The sequence below is a fragment of the Streptomyces sp. P9(2023) genome, from assembly GCF_032436795.1.
Classification (GTDB): domain Bacteria; phylum Actinomycetota; class Actinomycetes; order Streptomycetales; family Streptomycetaceae; genus Streptomyces.
This window is the reverse complement of sequence record NZ_JAUPWM010000021.1, coordinates 89,113-111,463: the sequence shown is the minus strand read 5'-3', so window position 1 is coordinate 111,463 and position 22,351 is coordinate 89,113. Positions and strand designations below refer to the sequence as shown.

Sequence of the window (22,351 nt, the reverse complement as noted above, 5' to 3'; positions counted from 1 at the left end):
TACGCCCGCGCCAAACCCCGTACCGGCCCCGCTGGTCTGGGGCGAGGGTCCGGCGCGTACGCCCGCGCCAAACCCCGAGCCGACCCCGCTGGTCTGGGGTGAGGGTCCGCCGCGTACACCCGCACCCAACCCCGCGCCCACCCCAGCGGCGCCGGCCCGGGACGGGGGTCCGGCGCGCGCACCCGCACCCGCACCCGCCCCACTGGGGCAGGACGGGGGAGCGGCGCGCACCCCCGTACCGACCTCCACCCCCACCCCCGCGCGGCGGAAGCCGCGGGGGGCTCGGTATGCGGGGCTCGACGTGGTCGAGGAGGTTCAGGAGGTCGTGCCGAGCGTCGGGGTCGAGCTGCCGGTCGCCGGGGTCGCGCCGCGGGGGGCGCGGTTCGGTGGGGTCGAGGTGCCGCCCGTGCCCACGGGTCGTACGCCCTCGCGGGAGGCCGAGGCGGACGCGGTCCGGGCGGCGGGCAACGCCGCGTACGCGCTACGGCGCCTGCGCGCCCAGGGACGCAGCGGTGAGGCGCACGCGCTGCTGTGCGAGGCCGTCGCCGGGCCGCCCGCCCGGCTTCCGGCGCTCGCCGCGGAGCTGCACCGCGTCGGCCTCGGCGCCGAGTGGGCCACCCTCCTCTGGGAGGCGGCCTCGCTGCCGCCCGGACGCCTCGCCGCCGTCGCGGGCGCGCTGGCCGACGCGGGCCGGTCCGGGGACTGCGAGCAGCTCCTGCGGCAGGGCGTCGCCCGCCCGGTCGGCGAACTGGCCGGCGCGTGCGCCGCGCTCCACGCCGAGGGCCATCACCGCGAGGCCCACGCCCTGCTCACGGCCTTCCTCCGGGTCCGTACCCCCGAGGACGCCGCCCAGCTCGCCGCCGCCGACCCGCACGGCCTCGTCCCGCAACTCCGGGAAGCCGCCCGCGCGGTGTCCCCGGACCGCGAACGCGACCTGCTCCACGCCCTGCGCGTCGCGGGCCTCGCGGGCTTCATGGGCGGCGGCGCTTGACGGACGGTCAGAGCGCTCCGCTCACACGCCCGAACGACGCGCCTGCCACTCGCGCCCGATCCCCCTGATGAACGCGGGGTACACGCCCAGGTACCGGAACGGCTTGATGAACGCCATGTACGCGGCGCCGAGCAGGCCGTTCGACTTCACCAGGACCGTCATCTGGCCGTGGTACCCGCCGGACCCGTCCGGGACCCAGCCGATGTGCATCAGCCCGTGGACGGTCCGGTTGGCCATCTCGGCCGCCCACTCGTCATGCGTCTGGTAGACGGACGTCATGGGGACCGCCCGGAGGTCGGGCCCCCGCGGCCCCTCGCGGAGATCGGCCGGCAGCCGGTCGCGCAGGGAGGTCACCCGTCCGCCGACGCCGGAGCCGTCCTTGTCCAGGCCGAGCAGCTTCCCGAGCTTCCAGCGGATCGCGAAGAGCAGGCGCGGAACCGGGGAGGAGATCGGCCCGTCGCTCCCGCTCCCGCGCCCGCCGCCGTCGTCCTCGCTCGCGAACTGCTCCACCAGTCGTGCGAGGTCGTCGGGGCCGCCCGGGGTCGGGAGCGCCCACACGTCCTCGACGCGGAAGTCGGGGGCGATCTCGTGGATCCGCCAGGGGCGGGAGGTGTGTGCGGTGCTGGGGAGTCTCATGTCGCCAAGCCCCTTGTCTATACGCTGCCGTATAGACAAGGCTAGCACCTGATCTATACGGCACCGTATAGATCAGGGGGATGCGAGGGGAGACACATCATGGGCGTGACCCGCACGCCGCGCGGCAGGTGGATCGAGGAGGGGCTGCGCGCGCTCGCCGCCGGCGGCCCCGAGGCCGTCCGGATCGAGCCCCTCGCCCAGGCGCTCGGCGTCAGCAAGGGCGGCTTCTACGGGTACTTCCGCAACCGGGACGCCCTCCTCGCCGAGATGCTCGACACCTGGGAGCGAGAGGTCACCGAGGCGGTGATCGAACGCGTGGAGAGCGGCGGCGGAGACGGCCGCACCAGGCTGAAGCGGCTGTTCGCGCTCGTCGCGACCCTCGAAGGCCCGGTGACCGGTACCCCGGTCGACCTCGCGATCCGCGACTGGGCCCGCCGTGAAGCCTCCGTGGCCGAGCGGCTCCGGCGCACCGACAACCGGCGCATGGACTATCTGCGCACGCTGTTCCGCGACTTCGTCCCCGACGAGGACGAGGTCGAGGTCCGCTGCATGCTCACCTTCTCGGTCCGGATCGGCACCCACTTCATCGCCGCCGACCACGCCGGCCGCACCCGCCCCGAAGTGATGGCGCTGACCGCCGAGTGGCTCCTGCGGTAACCGCCCGCCCGGCTCCCGTCCGCGATCCGAGCGTGTCGGTGCGTGTCCGACATGGACCACTCGGGTATGAAACATGATCGACTCCGGCGGTTCACGGCGGTGGTCTTGCTCCGGGCTGGGACGGGGCTTACGTTCTCCTCCTACGCACCGCGTCTACGTGCGTAGAGGCTCTCTGACGCCGCGCCGAAGGAGCAGCTCATGACCGACGTCGTACGCGCCGCACTCGTCCAGGCGACCTGGACCGGCGACACCGAATCCATGATCGCCAAGCACGAGGAGCACGCCCGGGAGGCGGCCCGGCAGGGTGCCAAGGTCATCGGGTTCCAGGAGGTCTTCAACGCCCCCTACTTCTGCCAGGTGCAGGACCCCGAGCACTACCGCTGGGCCGAGCCCGTCCCGGACGGGCCGACCGTCACCAGGATGCGGGAGCTCGCCCGCGAGACCGGCATGGTGATCGTCGTCCCCGTCTTCGAGGTCGAGGGCGCCGGCTTCTACTACAACACCGCCGCCGTCATCGACGCCGACGGTTCGTACCTCGGCAAGTACCGCAAGCATCACATCCCGCAGGTCAAGGGCTTCTGGGAGAAGTTCTACTTCCGCCCCGGCAACGCCGGCTGGCCGGTCTTCGACACCGCCGTCGGCAAGGTCGGCGTCTACATCTGCTACGACCGGCACTTCCCCGAGGGCTGGCGTCAACTCGGCCTCAACGGAGCCCAGTTGGTCTACAACCCGTCGGCCACCTCGCGCGGCCTCTCCTCCTACCTCTGGCAGCTGGAGCAGCCCGCCGCCGCCGTCGCCAACGAGTACTTCGTCGCGGCGATCAACCGGGTCGGTCAGGAGGAGTACGGCGACAACGACTTCTACGGCACGAGCTACTTCGTCGACCCGCGCGGCCAGTTCGTCGGCGAGGTCGCCTCCGACAAGGCCGAGGAACTCATCGTCCGGGACCTCGACTTCCGCCTCATCGACCAGGTCCGGCAGCAGTGGGCCTTCTACCGCGACCGCCGCCCCGACGCCTACGACGGGCTGGTGCAGCCGTGACCGACCTCTATGCCCGCCACCGCGCCGTCATCCCCGACTGGGTCGCCCTCTACTACAAGGACCCCATCGAGATCACCCACGGCGAGGGCCGCCACGTCTGGGACGCCGACGGCACCCGGTACCTCGACTTCTTCGGCGGCATCCTCACCACGATGACCGCGCACGCCGTGCCCGAGGTCACCAAGGCCGTCGCCGAGCAGGCCGGCCGGATCATCCACTCCTCCACCCTCTACCTCAACCGCCCCATGGTGGAGCTCGCCGAGCGGATCGCCGTCCTGTCCGGCATCCCCGACGCCCGGGTCTTCTTCACCACCTCCGGCACCGAGGCCAACGACACGGCCCTGCTGCTCGCCACCGCGTACCGCCGCTCCAACCAGATCCTGGCGATGCGCAACAGCTACCACGGCCGTTCCTTCTCCACCGTCGGCATCACCGGCAACCGCGCCTGGTCCCCGACGAGCCTCTCGCCGCTCCAGACCCTGTACGTGCACGGCGGCGTCCGCACCCGCGGCCCGTACGCCCAGTACACCGACGAGCGCTTCATCGACGCCTGTGTCGCCGACCTCGAAGACCTGCTCGGCCACACCCGGGACGTCGCCGCGCTGATCGCCGAACCCATCCAGGGCGTCGGCGGCTTCACCTCCCCGCCCGACGGGCTGTACGCCGCCTTCCGCCGCGTCCTCGACCGGCACGGCATCCTGTGGATCTCCGACGAGGTGCAGACCGGCTGGGGCCGTACCGGCGACCACTTCTGGGGCTGGCAGGCACACGAAGCGGCGGGCCCGCCGGACATCCTCACCTTCGCCAAGGGCATCGCCAACGGCATGTCGGTCGGCGGAGTCGTCGCCCGCGCCGAGATCATGAACTGCCTGGACGCCAACTCCATCTCCACCTTCGGCGGTTCGCCGATCACCATGGCCGCGGGCCTCGCCAACCTCACGTACCTCCTCGATCACGACCTCCAGGGCAACGCCCGCCGCGTCGGCGGCCTGCTGATGGAGCGGCTGCGGGCCGCGGCCGCCGGCGTCGAGGCGGTACGGGAGATCCGCGGCCGCGGCCTGATGCTCGGCATCGAACTGACCCGGCCCGGCACCGACGAGGCGGACCCGGCGGCGGCCTCGGCCGTCCTGGAGGCGGCCCGCGCGAACGGCCTGCTCATCGGAAAGGGAGGCGGCCACAACACCAGTTCCCTGCGGATCGCGCCGCCGCTCTCGCTCACCGTCGCCGAGGCCGAGGAGGGCGCCGCCATCCTCGAACAGGCCCTCCAGTCCCTGTAGTTCACCGCCGTCAGCCAGGGGGAGACCCGTGAGCACCCGAACCCTCATCCGCGGCGGCCTCGTCGTCACCGCCGCCGACGAGATCCACGCCGACGTCCTGATCGAGGACGGCCGCATCGCCGCCCTCGCGGCGCACGGCTCCGACGCGGCCGCCGGCTGGACCGCCGACCGTACGATCGACGCCACCGACCGCTACGTCATCCCGGGCGGCGTCGACGCGCACACCCACATGGAGCTGCCGTTCGGCGGCACGTTCGCCTCCGACACCTTCGAGACCGGCACCCGGGCCGCCGCCTGGGGCGGCACCACGACCATCGTCGACTTCGCCGTCCAGAGCGTCGGGCACTCCCTGCGCGAAGGGCTCGACGCCTGGTACGCCAAGGCCGACGGCAACTGCGCGATCGACTACGGCTTCCACATGATCATGTCGGACGTGAACGAGTCGACGCTCAAGGAGATGGACCGGCTGGTCCAGGAGGGCGTCAGCTCGTTCAAGCTCTTCATGGCCTACCCGGGGGTCTTCTACAGCGACGACGGCCAGATCCTGCGCGCGATGCAGCGGGCCGCCGACGACGGCGGGCTGATCATGATGCACGCCGAGAACGGCATCGCGATCGACGTACTGGTGGAGCAGGCGCTGGCCCGGGGCGAGACCGACCCCCGCTACCACGGCGAGGTCCGCAAGGTCCTCCTTGAGGCGGAGGCGACCCACCGGGCCATCCAGCTCGCCCGGGTCGCGGGCGCCCCGCTGTACGTCGTCCACGTCTCGGCGGAGGAGGCCGTCGCCGAGCTGGCGGCGGCGCGGGACAAGGGCCTTCCGGTCTTCGGCGAGACCTGCCCCCAGTACCTGTTCCTGTCCACGGACAACCTCGCCGAGCCCGGCTTCGAGGGCGCCAAGTACGTGTGCAGTACGCCCCTGCGCCCGAAGGAGCACCAGGCGGCACTCTGGCGCGGCCTGCGGACGAACGACCTCCAGGTCGTCTCCACCGACCACTGTCCCTTCTGCTTCACGGGCCAGAAGGATCTGGGCCGAGGGGACTTCTCGAAGATCCCCAACGGCCTGCCGGGTGTGGAGAACCGCATGGACCTGCTCCACCAGGCCGTGGTGGACGGCCACATCTCCCGCCGCCGCTGGATCGAGATCGCCTGCGCGTCCCCGGCGCGGATGTTCGGGATGTACCCGCAGAAGGGCACGATCGCGCCGGGCGCGGACGCGGACGTGGTGATCTACGACCCGCACGCGGTGCAGACCCTGTCGGCGGAGACCCACCACATGAACGTCGACTACTCGGCGTACGAGGGCAAGACCGTCACCGGCCAGGTCGAGACGGTCCTCTCGCGCGGTGAACTCGTCATCGACCAGCGGAAGTACGTGGGCCGCGCCGGCCACGGCGTCTTCACGCCGCGATCCACCTGCCAGTACCTGAACTAGGAGAACGACGACGTGGACTTCGGACTCGTCCTGCAGACCGACCCGCCCGCCTCCGAGGTCGTCGGCCTGATGCGCCGCGCGGAGCGCAACGGCTTCCGCTACGGCTGGACCTTCGACTCCGCCGTGCTGTGGCAGGAGCCCTTCGTCATCTACAGCCGCATCCTCGAACACACCACCAAGCTGCACGTCGGCCCGATGGTGACGAACCCGGGCACGCGGACGTGGGAGGTGACCGCCTCCACCTTCGCGACCCTCAACGACATGTACGGCAACCGGACGATCTGCGGCATCGGCCGCGGCGACTCCGCGATGCGTGTGGCGGGCCGCAAGCCGAACACCCTGGCGCGGCTGGGCGAGGCCATCGACGTCATCCGCGACCTGGCGGAGGGCCGGGAAGCCGTGGTGGACGGCAGCCCGATCCGTATCCCGTGGGTGGCGGGCGGCAAACTGCCGGTCTGGATGGCCGCGTACGGCCCGAAGGCCCTCGCCCTCGCCGGCCAGAAGGCCGACGGCTTCATCCTCCAGCTCGCCGACGAGTTCCTGACGGAATGGATGGTGAAGGCGGTCCGCAAGGCGGCGGAGGACGCCGGCCGCGACCCCGACGCGCTCACGATCTGCGTCGCCGCCCCCGCGTACGTCGGCGACGACCTGGCGCACGCCCGCGAGCAGTGCCGCTGGTTCGGCGGCATGGTCGGCAACCACGTCGCCGACCTGGTCGCCAAGTACGGCGAACACTCCGACATGGTCCCCGAGGCCCTCACCGCGTACATCAAGGACCGGCACGGCTACGACTACAGCCACCACGGCCGCGCCGACAACCCCTCCACCGACTTCGTCCCCGACGAGATCGTGGACCGCTTCTGCCTGCTCGGCCCGCCCGAGGCCCACATCGAAAAACTGCGCCGGCTGCGGGAGTTGGGCGTCGACCAGTTCGCCGTCTACAACATGCACGACGCGAAGGAAGTGACGATCGACGCGTACGGCTCCGAGATCATCCCGGCCCTCAACTCCTAGCCCGCTCACGAAATGCCGCCCCGCGCCGACGGTCGCCCAGAGCCGTTTCCGCCCGGTCGCAATAGCGGCATCCGCGCACGATGATCAGCCCGCAGTAGCCGATGGGGTCCCACGAACTACAGCTGCTGGTGGGTCAGGCCGGTGCCGACTGTGCTCGGGGTGCGGGCGCCAAGGCCGCCGCCGCGCTCCGAGCTGGGCTCGTCGGGTGCTCCGGGATTACCAGTAGTGGCGTCGGCCTCCCACGGCGTGGCCGACGGCGCCGAGGATCCACAGGACGGCCCCCACGACGACCAGGACGACCCCGATCGTCCACAGGACGGAGACGCCGGTGGCGAATCCGATGACCATAAGGATGAGTCCGACGAGGATCATGGCGTGCCTCGGTCTCTGGAACGGCCCCGCCGCGCGGCGGCGCCACGGGACAGACGGTGGGGCGGCGCGGTCCTCGTGCCCCGCCACCCATGTGCCGCGTGTGCCCGAATCCCGCCGCTGTATGGGTGCCCGGCGGTACTTTCCCGGCTGCCCGGAACACGGACAGCCCACCCCGCGGCGTGTCGCCGGCGCGGATCGCCGTACCGAAGCGACGCGGCGATCCATGCTCGGCACATGCGCCGGAACGTCACCCCCCTCCTGCTGGGCCTGACCCTGGCCGCCGCCGGGTGCGGCGCGGCCGACGCGCGGTCGGCCGCCGTGGCGGAGGCGGCGGCCGGGTTCGAAGCCGCGCTGCGGGACCAGGACACCATGAGAGCCTGCGCCGCCCTGGCCCCCGCCACCCGGGAGGAACTCGCACGCCATGGCCCGTGCGCCACGGCCCTGGCCTCCCTCGACCTCGTCCCGGCGGTGGGCCGCGCGCGCCGGGTGGACGTCTTCGGTTCCCAGGCTCGTGCCGTGTTCGCCGCGGACACCCTGTTCCTCGCCGCCTTTCCCGACGGCTGGAAGGTCACGGCGGCCGGCTGCGTGCCCCGGCCCCCGCGCCCGTACCGGTGCGCCGTGGACGGGGACTGAGGTGCGCGCGGTGTTCCTGCTCTGCCTGGCCGTCATCCTCGCCGGCCTTGCGTACGCATTCGCCGTCGGGCTGTCGCAGCGGTGACGCGCCTACGGCACCTCCTCCGCGAGAACGGCCTCACCCTGGCCTTCCTCGCCGGCTTCCTGCTCTCCCTGGCCGGTCAGGCGCTGTCCGGCCACGCCGAACTCACCGCCGTCCTGACCGCGGAGGGGCTTCACCCGCCCACGTTCACCGCGTACCTGTTCTCCTCCGCCTTCATGGTGGACGTCATGGAGAACTGGCAGTCGGAGTTCCTCCAGTTCTCCCTGTACATCATCGGAACGGTATGGCTGTTGCAGCGCGGCTCCCCGGAGTCCAAACGGCTCGACAAGACCGGGACCGAGTCGGACCGGGAGCAGCGGGTCGGCAGGTGGGCGCGGTCGGACTCACCGCGATGGGCGGGCGCCGGGGGAGTGCGGCAGGCCCTGTACTCCCGGTCTCTCGGCACGGTCATGCTCATGGTGTTCGGACTGTCCTGGCTGGCCCAGTCCGTCACCGGACGCATCGCCTTCAACGAGGAGCAGTTGCGGCAGCGTCACGACCCGGTCGGCTGGGTCACGTACCTCGGCTCGGCCGAATTCTGGAACCGGACGCTGCAGAACTGGCAGTCCGAGCTCCTCGCGGTCGCCGCGATGGCGGTCCTGTCCGTCTACCTCCGCCAGCGCGGCTCACCTGAGTCCAAGCCCGTCGGCGCGGCCCACGACGCCACCGGGGTCGAGGGCTGAGACGGCCTCGTGCCCCGGCCCGCCGGCGCCGCCCCGCAGGACATCCGGACGCCTGCTGACAACGAGGTTACGCTCCAGTAGGGTTCCGGCATCCGTCGAGACGAGGGGGCTGTCGTGAGTGCGGTCGAGTACAGCGGACTGGCCGAGCAGGCACGGCAGTTGGCCGAGGGTACGGTCACGTCGACCGCCCTCGTGCAGGCGGCGCTCGGCCGGATCGCCGCCACGCAGCCCACCCTCAACGCCTTCCGCGCCACCCGGCCCGAGGCCGCCCTCGCCGAGGCGGCGGAGGCCGACCGCAGGCTCGCGCGGGGCGACCGGCTGCCGCTGCTCGGCGTCCCGATGGCCGTCAAGGACGACACCGACGTCGCCGGACTGCCCACCCGCTTCGGCTGCGCCGGGGACCTTCCCGACAAGGCCGAGGACGGCGAGGCGGTACGGCGGCTCCGGGCCGCCGGCGCGGTCGTCGTCGGCAAGACCAACGCCTGCGAACTGGGCCAGTGGCCGTTCACGGAAGGCCCCGCTTTCGGCGCCACCCGTAACCCGTGGCACACCGGCCACACCCCCGGCGGGTCCTCCGGGGGATCCGCGGCGGCCGTCGCCGCCGGGATCGTGCCGGCCGCGCTCGGCTCCGACGGCGCGGGCTCCATCCGGATACCCGCCGCCTGGACCCATCTCGTCGGCATCAAACCGCAGCGCGGCCGGGTCTCCGTCCACCCGTACGACGACTGCTTCCAGGGCCTCACCGTCAACGGCCCGCTCGCCCGTACCGTCGGCGATGCCGCCCTGCTCCTCGACGCGGTCGCCGGGCCGCATCCCGGCGACCGCTTCCAGCCGACCGCCGTCGACGCCTCGGCGGCGGCCCGCCGGGAGCCCGGCCGGCTGCGGATCGCGCTCGCCTGGCGGGCCCCGTTCACCGCCACGTACAACCCGCTCGACCGTGCCATACGCCGGGCCGTCGCCGATCTCGCCGACGCGCTCACCGGGCTCGGCCACACGGTGGAGGAGGCGCGGCCCCGCTACGGCCTGATCGGGCTGAGTTTCCTGCCGCGCGCGACCGCCGGGATCGCCGAGTACGTCGACCGGCACCCCCACCCCGCGCTGCTCGACCCGCGCACCCGCGGCGCGGCCCGCAGCGGCCGTCGTCTCGCCGGCCGGGCGCTGCGCACCGCCCGCACCCGCGAGGCCCACCAGCACCGCAGGATCGGGGCCTTCTTCGACGCGTACGACGTGCTGCTCGCCCCGACGACGGCCGTGCCGCCGCCCCGGATCGGCACCTTCGACACGATGCCGGCCTGGCGCACGGACCTGACGATGGCCTCCGCCTGCCCCTACGCCTGGCCGTGGAACGTCCTCGGCTGGCCCGGCGTGAACGTCCCGGCCGGCTTCACCCCCGAGGGCCTGCCGATCGGCGCCCAACTCCTCGGCCCGGCGGGCAGCGAGCCGCTGCTGATCTCGCTCGCGGCCCAACTGGAGGACGACCAGAAGTGGTTCGCCCACCGTCCACCGGAGCCCGCCCCGGCGCTCTAGCGGTCGGCGTCCGGGGCCCAGCCTTGGACGTGCTCCTCCACCGCCGCCTCCCAGGCCGCCACGCCACCCGGCAGCGGCCAGGCCCTGGTGATGTCCGGAGCAGTGGCGATGTTCCGCAGGGTCTCCGCGAGCCGACGCGCTTCGGCGGACGCGTACACGGTCGCCATGGGGCCGCCCGTCATCGCGGCCATCTTCTTCTCGTACTCCAGCACCGGTCGTTCCGCGCACAGTGCGATCCAGTCCGCGTCCACCGCCCGCGACAGGACCAGGAGGCGAGGCCGGTCTCCCTCGGCGAGCGTCGCCGTCAGCCGGTCGTGACCGTCAAGCACCACAGGGGAGTTGAGCCCGCTGATCCACCAGGCGAGGACCGGCGGCAGGATGCCCTCCCGGTGCTGACGGCGGTACGCCTTCACGCGCGGCGCCTCCGGATGCGACAGCGCCCGCAGCGGCAGCAGATCCCGCGCGTCCTCGTCCGGATCGCCGTAGCCGAACCAGGTGAGATGGCCCCGATCGGGGTCGTGGGAGAGCAGTTTGGGCCAGTTGACGTCCGCGAACCACCCGGAGAGTCCAGGCGTGATGTTCCAATCCCCTTCGTGGAGAGGCCCGTTGGTGGCTGCCGTACGCAGTGCCGCCGCCGCGTACGCCGCCCAGCGCTCCGTCCACTGCTCGCTCGCCGGCTCGGTGAACTCGGCGAACGCGCGCGCCTGTTCGGCCCGGAGCGGAGCCAGCGGGGAGACGTACCGGCCGGTCCTGGCGTAGTGCAGGCCATGGTGGGTCGCACGCTGCCGTGCGAAGAGCACGGGGGCGCCGTCCTGGAGGAGCAGCAACCGCCGCCCGTCGGCGCACTCCATCCGCAGACCCGGCTTCACCGGCCGTTCGACATGCATCGCCCCAGCCTACGGGGGCGGTCTACGGCACCCGGGCCGTCCACTCCACCGTCGAGAACTTCGTCGCCGCCAGCTCCTTCGCCCGCGCCAGCTCCTCCTCCGTGACCCGCCCCTCCGACAGGCCGTACCGGTCGCGGAAGGAGGCGATCATCCGCTCGATGACCGCCTCGCGCGGCAGCCCCGTCTGCCGGCGCAGCGGGTCCACCCGCTTCTTCGCGCTCTTCGTGCCCTTGTCGGAGAGCTTCTCGCGGCCGATCCGCAGGACGTCCGTCATCTTGGCGGCGTCGATGTCGTACGCCATCGTCACGTGGTGCAGCACCGCGCCCGCGCCCGCCGCCACGCGCTTCTGCGCCGCGCCCGCGATCTTCCCGGCGTCCGTGGCGATGTCGTTCAGCGGCTGGTACCAGGCCTTGACGCCCATGTCGCCGAGCGCGCCGAGGACCCAGTCGTCGAGATAGGCGTAGCTGTCGGTGAAGGACAGCCCCTGGACCAGGGCGTCCGGGACCGAGAGCGAGTACGTGATGGTGTTGCCGGGCTCGATGAACATGGCCCCGCCGCCGCTGATCCGGCGCACCACCTCGATGCCGTGCCGTTCGGCCGCCTCCGGGTCCACCTCGTTGCGCAGCGACTGGAAGCTGCCGATCACCACGGCCGGCGCGCCCCACTCCCAGACCCGCAGGGTCGGCGGGCGGCGCCCGGCCGCGACCTCGGCGGTGAGGACCTCGTCCAGGGCCATGTGCAGGGCGGGGGACTGCGGCGGTTCGTGGATCAGCTGCCAGTCGTAGTCGGTCCAGTCCGTGGCGTGCGCGAGGGCCCGTCGGACGGCCACCCCGATGCCCTCCGTCGTCAGCCCGTACATCTCCGTGCCCGGGGGCAGCGCCGCGTCGATCCGGGCCGCGAGCCCCGACGCGTCGGTGTCGACGGAGGCGCCCTCCAGGGCGCGGTCGATGGCGAGGATCGCCTCGTCCGGCTCCAGGAAGAAGTCGCCCGCGACCCGGACGTCCGCGAGGACGCCGTCGCGCGCCTCCAGGTCGACCACCACCAGCTTCCCGCCGGGAACCTTGTACTCGCCGTGCACGGACCCTCCCTCTCGCCCCGCTCACCCGTAAGGGTCGAACCGGTCCAAAGCGTACGCCGTGGCGGATTGTCGTGGCGGAGGGCCCTGGCGGTGGGGAGTGCCGTCAGCCGTCGAGGAAGGCCCGGGCGGCCGCCGCCAGCTCACCCGGCGGGCAGACGGTCCGGGTGGTCCGGTGGGGTCCCAGCTCGCGGGGGCCGAGGACGCGTTCGCGAGCGCCGGGTACGCGGGTCACCTGGGCCACGGTCACCGCGCCGCCGGGCCCGGTCAGCTCCGTCGTGTGGAACGTGCCCACGGGCAGCCGGTACACCGATCCCGCGGCCAGCGTCTCGTCGCCCCGCCCGGAGATCCGTACCGTGTCGCGCGACGGTACGAGACGGTCCACGTTCGCCTCGCCGTGCACGTCGAAGACCCGGTAGCCCTCGTCCTCCCGGCACGGGGAGACGACCAGTGTCGTGTTCCGGACCGTGCCCGTATGCACGTAACTGACCAGGTCCCACGCGTGCATGTGGTACGGCGAGGTCGTCAGCGTGTACCAGTGCGGCCGGGCGGGCCACAGGTGGATGCGCAGCACCGAATCGGGCAGCCGGTGGAGCGGGGCGTACAGGAAGCCCAGCGGGTGACGGACGGCCGGGGCGTCGAGGCGCTGATCGGCGAGGTCCCGCAGCAGGCCCGCGACGAGCGGGCGCATGGGCTCGGGGCCGCCGCCCGCCGAGAGCAGCGCGCGCAGGGCGGTGACGGTTCCGGACAGGGTTCCTCCTCGCGCGGGCCGGCGGCCGGTGGCCGGATCTGGTCGGGTCAGGTCGGGTCACGTCACGTCCGGCCAGGTCGGGTCAGGGCCGGAGTCGGTCGACGTGCTCGTAGACGGTGTCCAGGTAGAGGGTGAAGTCGTGGACGTATGTCTCGTACTCCGCCCGCCACCGGCGGAGGTCGGCGTCGGTGACGGGCCGTCCGATCACGGAGCCGAGGTGCGTCTTGAGGTCCTCGTCGTCGTGGGTGGCGGTGAAGGTGACCGTGCTGGACGAGATGTCGAAGCGGCGCCACAGGTCGAGTTGGAGGGTCCGGTACATGAACGACTCCCGGCCGAACCGGATCGTCTCGGGCATCTCCCGGGCCTCCGAACTGTCCCCGTGGTACCAGGAGATGTACACCGAGTCGTCGAACATCTCGTAGCGGTAGACCGCCGTGTCCTCCGTGTACAGGAGGTTGATCGGGCAGTACCGGCGGTAGTCGAAGAGCGACACCACGCTCAGGACGAGTTCGCGGCGCAGCCCCTCCTCCAGCTCCTCCGCCGTCTGGCCCGCGAACCGGGTCCAGTGCCGGCGGTCCGCCGCCCTCCGGGCGACCGCGCGGGAGTCGCCGGGGCTGAGCATCGCCACGGTCACCTGGTGGGGGTAGTGGCTCGACCTGCGCAGCCGGGCGGCCACGTAACGGGCGCTCGGGCCGCGGAACGCGTAGGACCCGGTCTGCTCCAGGCTCCTGGTCATGTCGATGTTGAACCGGTCCCCGTAGCTCCCGCCGGCCGGCTCGACCGGAGGGTAGAGGGCCTGGGGCAGGTACTCGCGCCGGCCTTTGGCGAGCTCGGCGGTCACGTTCGTCGAGAACTCCGCCAGCCCCTCCTTCAAGGTGGCGTCCAGGCTCCGCTCCTGGATGCGCTGGCTGAGGAGCGTGAAGATCACGGCGAAGATGACGCTCGCGACCAGGTTGAGCCCGACGGCGGACATGATGGCGCGCGCGGTCAGCCCGTCGTCGAACCAGGCCATCGCCAGGCCGACGGTGAGCGCCGCCAGACAGGCCAGCGCGAAGGCGTAGGAAACCAAGGACCGGCGTTCCTGATGCTGGGCGGGCACTCCGCCTCACCTCCCCCGACGGGTGGACGCGGGCCCGGCGGACCCTGGTCCTCGACCATCTGCCCCGCCCCCGGGCGGCCGAATCCCCGAGCCGCGCCGGGCAGGGGCGCACCGAGCGGATCCGGACACTGCCGCGGGGGCGGTGAAGCCCGGCGGCGCACCGGAATATCCTGGGATCCTTGGCCATCGGCTGACGAAGGAGTCCCAAGGTGCCGTCGATGCTCGATGCCGTCGTCGTGGGGGCGGGGCCCAACGGACTGACCGCCGCGGTGGAACTCGCCCGCAGGGGCTTCTCCGTCGCCGTGTTCGAAGCCCGGTCCACCATCGGGGGCGGCGCGCGGACCGAGGAGCTGACCCTCCCCGGCTTCCGCCACGACCCCTGCTCCGCCGTGCACCCGCTCGGGATCGGCTCGCCCGTCTTCAAGACGATGCCGCTCGACCGGTACGGCCTTGAATGGCTGCACCCGCGCCTGCCGATGGCCCACCCGTGGGACGACGGCAGCGCCGCCGTGCTCTCCCGGTCCGTCGCCGAGACCGCGGCCTCCTTCGGGCCGCGCGACGCCGGCACGTACCGCCGCCTGATCGCCCCGTACCTCGGCAAGTGGGACACCCTGACCCGGGACTTCATGTCCCTGCCGCTCACCGCGCTGCCCCGGGACCCGGTCACGCTGGCCCGGTTCGGCCTCGACGGTCTGCGGCCCTCGACCTGGCTCACGCGCCGCTTCCAGGACGACAAGGCCCGCGCCCTGTTCGCCGGCCTCGTCGGCCATGTCATCGCCCCGCTCGACGGGTTCGCCACCTCGGCGGTCGGGCTCGTCTTCGCGCTGGCCGCGCACGAGGGCGGCTGGCCGCTGCCCCGGGGCGGCTCCCAGTCGATCTCGGACGCCCTCACCGCGTACCTGAAGGACCTCGGCGGCGCGGTCCACACCGACTACGAGGTGAAGCGCCTCGACGACCTGCCGCCCGCCCGCGCGTACGTCTTCGACACCTCGCCGACCGCCCTCGCCCGGATCGCCGGCTTCGGCGGGTACTACGACCACTACCGGTACGGCGCCGCCGCCTTCAAGATCGACTACGCGCTCGACGGCCCCGTGCCCTGGACGGCCGAGGCCCCGCGCGAGGCCGGGACCGTCCAGATCGGGCCGAGCAGCGGCGAGATCGGCGCCGCCCTGCGCCAGGCCTCCTCCGGTACGGCCCCCCGGACGCCGTTCCTCATCACCGCCCAGCCCACCCTCGTCGACCCCGGCCGCGCCCCCGAGGGCAAGCACGTCTACTGGGCGTACGGCCATGTGCCCAACGGCTGGGACGGCGACCTCACGGACGCGATCGAGCGCCAGATCGAGCGGTTCGCGCCCGGCTTCCGCGACCTGATCCTGGCCCGCGCCACGGCCGGCCCGGCGGAACTCGCCGCCCGCAACGTCAACTACGTGGGCGGCGACATCGCCTGCGGCGCGGCGCGCGGACTCCAGCTGCTGCTACGCCCGAAGCTCTCCCTCTTCCCGTACACCACCCCGCACCCGGCCGTGTTCCTCTGCTCCTCCGCGACCCCGCCGGGGCCGGGCGTGCACGGCATGTCCGGACACAACGCGGCGAAGGCGGTCTGGCGCAGGCTCCGGGCGGCCGGGCGATGATGGCCGTATGACCACGCACCCGGCCGTCGTCCTCGACTTCGGCGACATCACGGACCAGCACGCGGACGCCATCGTCAACGCCGCGAACTCCTCCCTGCTCGGCGGAGGCGGCGTCGACGGCGCGATCCACCGGCGGGGCGGGCCCGAGATCCTGGCGGAGTGCCGTGCGCTCCGGGCCGGGCACTACGGGAAGGGCCTCGCCACCGGCCAGGCGGTCGCCACGACGGCGGGCCTGCTCGACGCGCGCTGGGTGATCCACACGGTGGGCCCGGTCTGGTCCCGCGACGAGGACCGCTCGGACCAACTGGCCTCCTGCTACCGCGAGTCGCTCCGCGTGGCGGACGAACTGGGCGCGCGGACGGTCGCCTTCCCGGCCATCTCCACGGGGATCTACGGCTGGCCCATGGACGACGGCGCGCGCATCGCGGTCGAGACGGTACGGAGCGCGGAGAGCGCCGTCGAGGAGGTCAGGTTCGTCCTCTACGACGAGGAGGCCTACCAGGCGTTCGCCCGGCGGGTCCGCTCGGTGTAGCTCGGCGGGCAGGGAACTCGGGGGAGTCGGTGGCCGTTTCCAGGGCGACGTGCGGAACACGCGCGGTCGGGTGAACGGCTAGCCGAGGTGGCACGGATGGCGATGTGGGACCGGATCAAGGACCAGGCCAAGGGGCTGCAGCAGCAGGCCCAGGGAGCGCGCGGCTCCGGCGGCGGCCACGGACAGCCGGGTGCGGGTGCGGGTTCCGGGTCCGGCTCCGGCGCGGGCGGAGGGTCGAAGGCCCAGCTCGTGGGCGTGGTCAAGTCCCAGCTCGCCTCCCTCAAGGCGGAGCTGAAGAGCGGTGCCTACCGGGACGCCAGCATGGCCATGTGCGCCCTGGTCGCGGCCGCCGACGGGTCGGTCGACCCGGCCGAGCGGCAGCACGTGGAGTCGCTGATCCTGCAGAACGACGTCCTGCGGAACTTCCCGCCCGAGCAGCTGCAGCAGCGCTTCAACAAGCACGTCGACCGGCTGACGTCCAACTTCCAGCAGGGCAAGGCCGAGGCCCTGCAGGAGATCGCCAAGGCGGCGAAGAAGCCGGTGGAGGCCAAGGCGGTCGTGCAGATCGGCTTCGTCATCGCCGGCGCGGACGGGTACATGGCCCCGGCCGAGGAGCAGGTCCTCCGGGAGGCGTGCACGACGCTCGGCATGTCCCCCCAGGTCTTCGGCCTCTGACGGACCGGCCGGGACCGCGTGAGGGCCCTGCGGCCCCGATCGGCCCGGCCCCGACCGGTCCCGATCGGTCCGGCCCCGACCGGCCCGGCCCCAGCCGGTCCCGACCGGCCCGGCCCCGGCCGATCGTCAGTGACGGTGGTTCAGGAGAGCGCCGATCTCCTCGTGCAGTTCGTGAGGGAGGCGGACGGCCCAGCGGTCGGCCGCCTCGGCGGCCAGGTCGCGGCTCCAGCGCCAGCTGTCGCGTGCCGCCGTACGCACCTCCGGGTCCCGGGCGGCGGCGGTGGTGGCGACGTACCGGTCGGGCAGACCCTGCTCCCACGCGCGGCTGGGGATCGAAGCCTCCTGAGGTGAGCATTCGGGAACACCGACGAGGTGCCCGGCCGGCCGGGCGCCGGGGGGAGCTCAGGCCCGGCGGATGCTGCCCGGAGCCGTCGGGCGGGGGTAGACCTTGGACTGCTTCACGCTGCCGTAGGCGAAGCTGGACTCGATCGAGGCGATGCCCGGGATCGCGTGGATCCGGTCGCGCACCAGGGACTCGTACGCCTCCAGGCTCTCGATCACGACCCTGAGCAGGTAGTCGCTGCTGCCCGCCATCAGATAGCAGTCCTGGATGTGCTCGATCCGGCCGACGTGCTCCTCGAAGACGGCGACGATGTCGCGGGTGTGGCGTTCGAGCCGGATCCGGACGAAGACGGTGATCGGCAGGCCGAAGGCGACCTGGTCCACCATCGCCGTGTAGCCGCGGATCAGGCCCGCCTCTTCCAGGCGGCGCACCCGGCGCAGGCAGGGGGAGGGGGAGAGCCTGATCCGGTCGGCGAGGTCCTGGTTGGACAGCCGTCCGTCCTCCTGCAGCTCGTGGATGATCTGGAAGTCGACCGCGTCCAACGTCACTCCTGGCGCTTCATGACTGCTTCTTGGCAGATTCTGCCCTCACGCTAGGTCCGAGGAGCAGAACTGGCAATCGGCTGCCCCGCCGAAAGTCATAACGTTGCTCGACAGCGGTGGATTCGAGCGGTTTCGAGCGGGAGGCTCCGGGTGGGCGGGATACGGACGGTGGCGACACCGGCTCCGATGGGGGTGGCACGCCGGAACGGACGGTTCTCGCCGCAGACCGTGGGCCTCGTCGCCCTGCTGTTCACCGTCGCCATCTGGGCCGCCTTCGCACTGAGCGCCCGGGCCCTCGGCGCCTCCACGCTGCTGCCGGCCGACGCGGCCCTGCTGCGCTTCGGCGTTCCGCTGGTGGTCCTCGCCCCCGCCCTGTGGCGGCGCAGGCGGCAGCTGGTCGCCGTCCGGCCCGGGACCGCCGCCAAGATCGTCTGCGGCGCGGGCGTCCCCTTCTTCCTCGCCGCGATGTACGGCGGTTCGCTGACCTCGGCCGCCTTCGTCGGGTCGATCGTCCCCGGCATGGTCCCGCTCTTCGTCTCCGCGCTCATGGTCGCGGGCGGCAAGAGCATCCCGCGCGGTACGCAGGCGGCCGGCCTGGCCCTGATCGTGGCCGGGGTCGCGGCCCTGGTCTGGCGCTACACGGCCGCCCTGGACGCGGACGTGCTGCTCGGTGCCGGAACGTTGCTGCTCGCCAGCGGCCTGTGGGCCCTCTACACCGTGGGCCTGCGCGAGGTGGACCTCGATCCCGTCGGCTCCATCGGCCTGCTCTGCCTGCCGTCCTTCGCCGTCATCGTCCTGCTCGCCCTCACCGGCGTCCTGCCCACCGGCCTCGCCCACGCCGCCACCGGCGACATCGCGCTCTTCCTCGTCGTCCAGGGCCTGGGCGTCGGCCTGTGCGCCGGGCTGCTGTACGCGTTCGCCATCCGCCGCCTCGGCCCCGAGCGCAGCTCCGTGGTCGGCAGCCTCAGCCCGGTCGCCGTCGTCCTGCTCGCCGTACCCCTGCTCGACGAGTCGCCGACCCTGTCCGTGCTCGTCGGCGTCCCCCTCATCACCCTCGGCGTCGCGCTCGCCAACCGGCGCCCCCGAACCAAGGTCTCCGCCCATGCTTGAGCTGCTCGCCGCCCCACCCGTCGACCCGCTGTGGGACCTGTCGGCCGAGTTCGCCGCCGACCCCCGCCCCGAGCGCCTCGACCTCGTCCTCGGCGTCTACCGCGACCACACCGGCGTCACCCCGGTCATGGCGGCGGTCAACGAGGCCGAGATACGTCTGGCCGACCGGGCCGGCTCCAAGGAGTACCGCGGCCTCTCCGGAAACACCGCCTTCAACCGGGCCATGCTCGACCTGGTCCTCGGCACCGAGGCCAGGACCGCGCGCGCGACGGCCGTCCAGACCGTGGCCGGCACCGGAGCCCTGCGCCTCCTCGCCGACCTCGTACGCCGGACCCGCCCCGGCACCACGGTGTGGATCAGCGACCCCGCGTACGTCAACCACCGCCCCATACTCGAAGGCGCCGGGCTCACGGTCCGGACGTACGGGTACGCCGACCGCATGGTGGAGGACCTGCGGGCCGCCCGGCGCGGCGACGTCGTCCTGCTCCAGGGCTGCTGCCACAACCCCACGGGATCCGACCCCGACGCCGAGACCTGGGAGGAGCTGGCCGGGCTCGCCGAGACCAACGGCTGGGTCCCCTGCGTCGACCTCGCCTACCACGGGCTCGGCGACGGCCTCGACGCCGATCTGTGGGCCACCCGGATGCTGGCCGACCGGCTGCCCGAGGTGCTGATCGCCGTCAGCTGCTCCAAGAACTTCGGCCTCTACAGCGACCGCACCGGCTGCGCCATCGTCCTCGGGCCCTCGCGGCAGACGCTGCGGCACGTCGAGACGGCCCTCCAGAACGCCGCCCGGGTCATGTACTCGATGCCGCCCGACCACGGCGCCGCCGTCGTCGCCACCGTCCTGGGGGACCCCGGGCTCCGGGCCACCTGGCGGTCGGAACTCGACGCCATGCGCGGCCGGATCACCGCCAACCGCGCCGACCTCGTCGCGCACCTGACCGCCCTCGGGTGCCCGGACGTGGCGGCCTCGCTCCGGCGCCAGAAGGGCATGTTCTCCATGCTCCCCCTGACGCCGGAGCAGATGCGCCGGATGCGCGGCGAGTCAGGCGTCTACGGCACCGACGCGGGCCGCATCAACATCGCCGGGGTCTGCGCGCACCGGATCCCGTTCCTGGCCCAGTCCGTCGCCGCCGCGCTGGACTCTCCCGCTACGCCTCCGGGCGGCACAGCAGGGCTGCCGGCGACGGTCGGGCGGCAGCCCGCGTGGTGAAGGCGATCCCGGCCGCGTACTCGCCGGGCGCGCACTGGCCCTTGTAGTGGCCCTGCGCGTACTCCCCGCCGGGCGCCCCGGCCGGGCGGTTGTCGCCCCGGTCGAACCACAGCGTGCGGCCCGCGCCCGTGGGGAGCGCCGTGCCGGCCGGTGCGCACAGGGCGGCGGAGACCCGCGCGCCGCGCAGGCTGTAGCCGATGAGGAACTGCCCGGCCGGGCACTGGTACTTGGTGTAGCCCGAGGCCCAGTCGCCGCCCGCCGGGACGTGTGACTCGTCGCGGACGACCGTGTGCCCGCCGGTGGCGGCCCGCAGCCCCGAACTCACGCACAGGCCCCGGCCACCGGTGTGGCTCAGCCCGGCGAGCCGGGAGCCGTCGGGGCAGACCGCCTTACGGGCTCCGCTGTCCCAGTCGCCGCCGGCCCGCACCCGCAGTGAGGCGTTGTGGTCGCGGTGGTCGGTCGTCAGCTGGTACCAGGCCTGGGTCACCGGCACGGCTCCGGTGCGTCCGGGCGTGCCCGTCAGACCGGTCCAGGCGGGGGTGCGCCAGTCGCCCGCGTCCAGGACGCCGGTCCGCCGGCCCTCTGAGTCGTACCGCAGCAGCGCCCAACTGTCGCCGCCGCCACCGCTGTTGTTCCAGCCGACCAGCGGCCAGTACGCGAAGTCCACGTCGGCGTCCGTGAACAGCTCGGTCATGTTCTGGAACCAGGCGCGCGGCTTGTCGACGCGCTCGTCGGCGCCGATGCCGAACTCGCTGACCCAGACCGGGGCGGTGAAGTGCCGGCCGGTCTCGGCGGAGACGTAGAGCGCCTGGTCTTGGACGACCTGGCGGAGCTGCTCGCGGGTGAAGTCCTGGTAGCGCAGGTCGCTGGTCTCGCCGACACCGGTGGCGCCGCTGTGGTTCGGGCCGGTGTATCCGTAGAAGTGGGCGGAGTACACGAGCTTGTTGGAGACCACGAGGGTGTGCGAGAGGGTACGGACCGGGGTGAGGGTCGGGCGGCCGTGCGGGAAGCCGTCGACCGGAATGCCCTGCCAGTTGATGCCCTCGATGACGATCAGCAGGTTCGGGTTGGCCTCGGCCAGGATCCGGTCGCCCGCCTCCTGCGCGGCGGCGTGCCAGTCGTGGTTGTCGCCCAGACCCCAGTTGGGGTCGTCCCAGATGTCCCGGCGGACCTCGTTGTAGAGGTCGGCGCCGACCACACGCGGGTCGGAGCGGTAGCGCTTCGCCATGAAGACCCAGTCGTCGGCCCACTGGGCGGTGGACTGCCCGCTGCTGTTCCAGCGCTCGTTGCCGTCCACGCCGCAGCACCAACGGGTGGTCACGGTGTGGTTGTTGAGGATGACCGCGAAGCCGCCGTCGGTGAGCGCGGCGACGACGGCGTCGAAGACCTGGAGCGGGGTCTTGCCGCGCAGCGCCGGATTGGCCGCGACGGCCGTGTCCGGTACGGGAGTCGCGGTGCGCAGCATCTCGTTGGAGAACGGCAGCCGGATGCTGTTCAGGCCGAGGGCGCGGAAGTCGGCGAGGAGCGTGGGCAGCGGGGTGCGGTCCAGGCCGATCGGGATGCCGTGCGCGTTCTGCCCGGCGTGGTGGTTGGCCGGGTCGGCGATGTCGCCCGAACCGTTCCACGAACCCTGGGCGCCGTCCCAGTTGGCGGAGCGGAGCCGGAAGCGGTCGCCGTCGGCGTCGACGATGTACCGGCCGCGAGTGGACAGGGGCGGGGTCCAGTCGGCGGCCGCCGCCGTGGGGGCCGTGGAACTCGGGCCGGGCTGCGCCGCCGCGGCGCCCGGCACGACGGCCGGGGCAAGCAGGGCGCCCACGAGCAGGGCGCCCCGGACCACGCGTAACAAGCTCTGCATCTCGTACCTGCCAAGGGGGGTGGGGGAGCGGGCGGCGCCAAGTTACCGGCGGGTCCGTACGAGTGGAACCCCCTCGGGTGACGCGGAGGTGACCGCTACCAGGCGCGCGGCACCCCCAGCACGTCGAGTCGGCGGCCCGGGTCTGCGCCCAGGCGGCGGTCGAGCTCCTCGTCGGCCGGGAGCTGCCGGTGCTGTAGCGGGGGGCGTCCTCGCGGCCACCCTCCGGAGCCGTACCGCAGGGCCCCGTGAGCAGGGCTCGGCTAGGGTGATCAGGTAGGAAGACACCCCCC

22 protein-coding genes and 1 pseudogene are annotated in these 22,351 nt (G+C 72.8%); 14 read left to right on the top strand and 9 right to left on the bottom strand.

Features of this window, described 5'->3' with window-relative positions; all coding sequences use genetic code 11:
• Window positions 1-991 (top strand): annotated as a pseudogene (locus Q5762_RS24535) (hypothetical protein); the annotation flags it as partial.
• 21 nt (window positions 992-1,012) lie between these two features.
• On the opposite strand, the gene Q5762_RS24530 reads toward Q5762_RS24535, so the two are convergent.
• Window positions 1,013-1,627: a DUF2867 domain-containing protein gene (locus Q5762_RS24530; protein WP_315894384.1), complete on the bottom strand. Its 615-nt coding sequence runs from the start codon at window positions 1,625-1,627 to the stop codon at window positions 1,013-1,015.
• 99 nt (window positions 1,628-1,726) lie between these two features.
• On the opposite strand from Q5762_RS24530, the gene Q5762_RS24525 reads away from it, so the two are divergent.
• From Q5762_RS24525 to Q5762_RS24505, 5 genes are all read left to right on the top strand, one after another.
• Complete coding sequence (locus tag Q5762_RS24525) at window positions 1,727-2,284, top strand: TetR/AcrR family transcriptional regulator (protein ID WP_315894383.1); 558 nt, start codon at window positions 1,727-1,729, stop codon at window positions 2,282-2,284.
• Between the two features lie 198 nt (window positions 2,285-2,482).
• Window positions 2,483-3,325, top strand: coding sequence for a nitrilase-related carbon-nitrogen hydrolase (locus tag Q5762_RS24520; RefSeq protein ID WP_315894382.1), 843 nt, complete (start codon window positions 2,483-2,485; stop codon window positions 3,323-3,325).
• Window positions 3,322-4,602, top strand: a complete 1,281-nt coding sequence (locus Q5762_RS24515; protein ID WP_315894381.1) for an aspartate aminotransferase family protein — start codon at window positions 3,322-3,324, stop codon at window positions 4,600-4,602. Before Q5762_RS24520 ends, Q5762_RS24515 begins: the two co-directional genes overlap by 4 nt.
• A 28-nt stretch (window positions 4,603-4,630) precedes the next feature.
• Window positions 4,631-6,034, top strand: coding sequence for a dihydropyrimidinase (hydA, locus tag Q5762_RS24510; protein WP_315894380.1), 1,404 nt, complete (start codon window positions 4,631-4,633; stop codon window positions 6,032-6,034).
• A 12-nt stretch (window positions 6,035-6,046) separates the two neighbouring features.
• Window positions 6,047-7,048: a TIGR03842 family LLM class F420-dependent oxidoreductase gene (locus tag Q5762_RS24505; RefSeq protein ID WP_315894379.1), complete on the top strand. Its 1,002-nt coding sequence runs from the start codon at window positions 6,047-6,049 to the stop codon at window positions 7,046-7,048.
• A gap of 216 nt (window positions 7,049-7,264) precedes the next feature.
• Here Q5762_RS24505 and Q5762_RS24500 read toward each other — a convergent pair whose 3' ends face one another.
• Window positions 7,265-7,420: a DUF6131 family protein gene (locus Q5762_RS24500; RefSeq protein WP_315894378.1), complete on the bottom strand. Its 156-nt coding sequence runs from the start codon at window positions 7,418-7,420 to the stop codon at window positions 7,265-7,267.
• A gap of 234 nt (window positions 7,421-7,654) precedes the next feature.
• Here Q5762_RS24500 and Q5762_RS24495 point away from each other — a divergent pair, with 234 nt between their 5' ends.
• From Q5762_RS24495 to Q5762_RS24485, 3 genes are all read left to right on the top strand, one after another.
• On the top strand, window positions 7,655-8,053 hold the full coding sequence (locus tag Q5762_RS24495) for a hypothetical protein (protein WP_315894377.1): 399 nt from the start codon (window positions 7,655-7,657) through the stop codon (window positions 8,051-8,053).
• An 81-nt stretch (window positions 8,054-8,134) separates the two neighbouring features.
• Entirely contained in the window at window positions 8,135-8,818 is a 684-nt protein-coding gene (locus Q5762_RS24490; RefSeq protein ID WP_315894376.1) for a DUF6766 family protein, read from the top strand.
• Between the two features lie 114 nt (window positions 8,819-8,932).
• Window positions 8,933-10,345 (top strand): amidase, encoded by a 1,413-nt coding sequence (locus Q5762_RS24485; protein ID WP_315894375.1) that lies wholly within the window; start codon window positions 8,933-8,935, stop codon window positions 10,343-10,345.
• On the opposite strand, the gene Q5762_RS24480 is transcribed toward Q5762_RS24485, so the two are convergent.
• The 4 genes from Q5762_RS24480 to Q5762_RS24465 all read right to left on the bottom strand — a co-directional run bounded on the left by Q5762_RS24480 (window position 10,342) and on the right by Q5762_RS24465 (window position 14,157).
• Entirely contained in the window at window positions 10,342-11,232 is an 891-nt protein-coding gene (locus tag Q5762_RS24480) for a hypothetical protein (protein ID WP_315894374.1), read from the bottom strand. The genes Q5762_RS24485 and Q5762_RS24480 overlap by 4 nt on opposite strands.
• A 22-nt stretch (window positions 11,233-11,254) precedes the next feature.
• Window positions 11,255-12,310, bottom strand: a complete 1,056-nt coding sequence (locus tag Q5762_RS24475) for a biotin/lipoate A/B protein ligase family protein (protein ID WP_315894373.1) — start codon at window positions 12,308-12,310, stop codon at window positions 11,255-11,257.
• Between the two features lie 103 nt (window positions 12,311-12,413).
• Window positions 12,414-12,998: a hypothetical protein gene (locus Q5762_RS24470; RefSeq protein WP_315894372.1), complete on the bottom strand. Its 585-nt coding sequence runs from the start codon at window positions 12,996-12,998 to the stop codon at window positions 12,414-12,416.
• Window positions 12,999-13,140: 142 nt separating this feature from the next.
• Entirely contained in the window at window positions 13,141-14,157 is a 1,017-nt protein-coding gene (locus Q5762_RS24465) for a hypothetical protein (protein WP_315894371.1), read from the bottom strand.
• Window positions 14,158-14,366: 209 nt separating this feature from the next.
• Between Q5762_RS24465 and Q5762_RS24460 the strand changes: the two genes are divergently transcribed.
• From Q5762_RS24460 to Q5762_RS24450, 3 genes are all read left to right on the top strand, one after another.
• Complete coding sequence (locus tag Q5762_RS24460) at window positions 14,367-15,788, top strand: NAD(P)/FAD-dependent oxidoreductase (protein WP_315894370.1); 1,422 nt, start codon at window positions 14,367-14,369, stop codon at window positions 15,786-15,788.
• Window positions 15,789-15,795: 7 nt separating this feature from the next.
• Window positions 15,796-16,320 carry an O-acetyl-ADP-ribose deacetylase gene (locus tag Q5762_RS24455; RefSeq protein WP_315894369.1) on the top strand — a complete coding sequence of 175 codons (525 nt, stop codon included), beginning with the start codon at window positions 15,796-15,798 and terminating at the stop codon, window positions 16,318-16,320.
• Between the two features lie 96 nt (window positions 16,321-16,416).
• On the top strand, window positions 16,417-16,995 hold the full coding sequence (locus tag Q5762_RS24450; protein ID WP_315894368.1) for a tellurite resistance TerB family protein: 579 nt from the start codon (window positions 16,417-16,419) through the stop codon (window positions 16,993-16,995).
• Window positions 16,996-17,121: 126 nt separating this feature from the next.
• On the opposite strand, the gene Q5762_RS24445 is transcribed toward Q5762_RS24450, so the two are convergent.
• Window positions 17,122-17,253, bottom strand: a complete 132-nt coding sequence (locus Q5762_RS24445) for a hypothetical protein (RefSeq protein WP_315894367.1) — start codon at window positions 17,251-17,253, stop codon at window positions 17,122-17,124.
• A 144-nt stretch (window positions 17,254-17,397) separates the two neighbouring features.
• A complete protein-coding gene (locus Q5762_RS24440) occupies window positions 17,398-17,886 on the bottom strand; it encodes an Lrp/AsnC family transcriptional regulator (RefSeq protein ID WP_315894366.1) in 489 nt (162 codons plus the stop codon).
• A gap of 180 nt (window positions 17,887-18,066) precedes the next feature.
• Between Q5762_RS24440 and Q5762_RS24435 the strand changes: the two genes are divergently transcribed.
• Together Q5762_RS24435 and Q5762_RS24430 are read left to right on the top strand one after the other, a co-directional pair.
• Window positions 18,067-18,990 carry a DMT family transporter gene (locus tag Q5762_RS24435; protein WP_315894365.1) on the top strand — a complete coding sequence of 308 codons (924 nt, stop codon included), beginning with the start codon at window positions 18,067-18,069 and terminating at the stop codon, window positions 18,988-18,990.
• Window positions 18,983-20,206: an aromatic amino acid transaminase gene (locus Q5762_RS24430; protein ID WP_315894364.1), complete on the top strand. Its 1,224-nt coding sequence runs from the start codon at window positions 18,983-18,985 to the stop codon at window positions 20,204-20,206. The genes Q5762_RS24435 and Q5762_RS24430 overlap by 8 nt, the downstream gene beginning before the upstream one ends.
• Here the strand turns inward: Q5762_RS24430 and Q5762_RS24425 are convergent.
• A complete protein-coding gene (locus Q5762_RS24425; protein ID WP_315894363.1) occupies window positions 20,145-22,061 on the bottom strand; it encodes a cellulase family glycosylhydrolase in 1,917 nt (638 codons plus the stop codon). The two genes, Q5762_RS24430 and Q5762_RS24425, sit on opposite strands and share 62 nt — an antisense overlap.
• Window positions 22,062-22,351 lie beyond the last annotated feature (290 nt).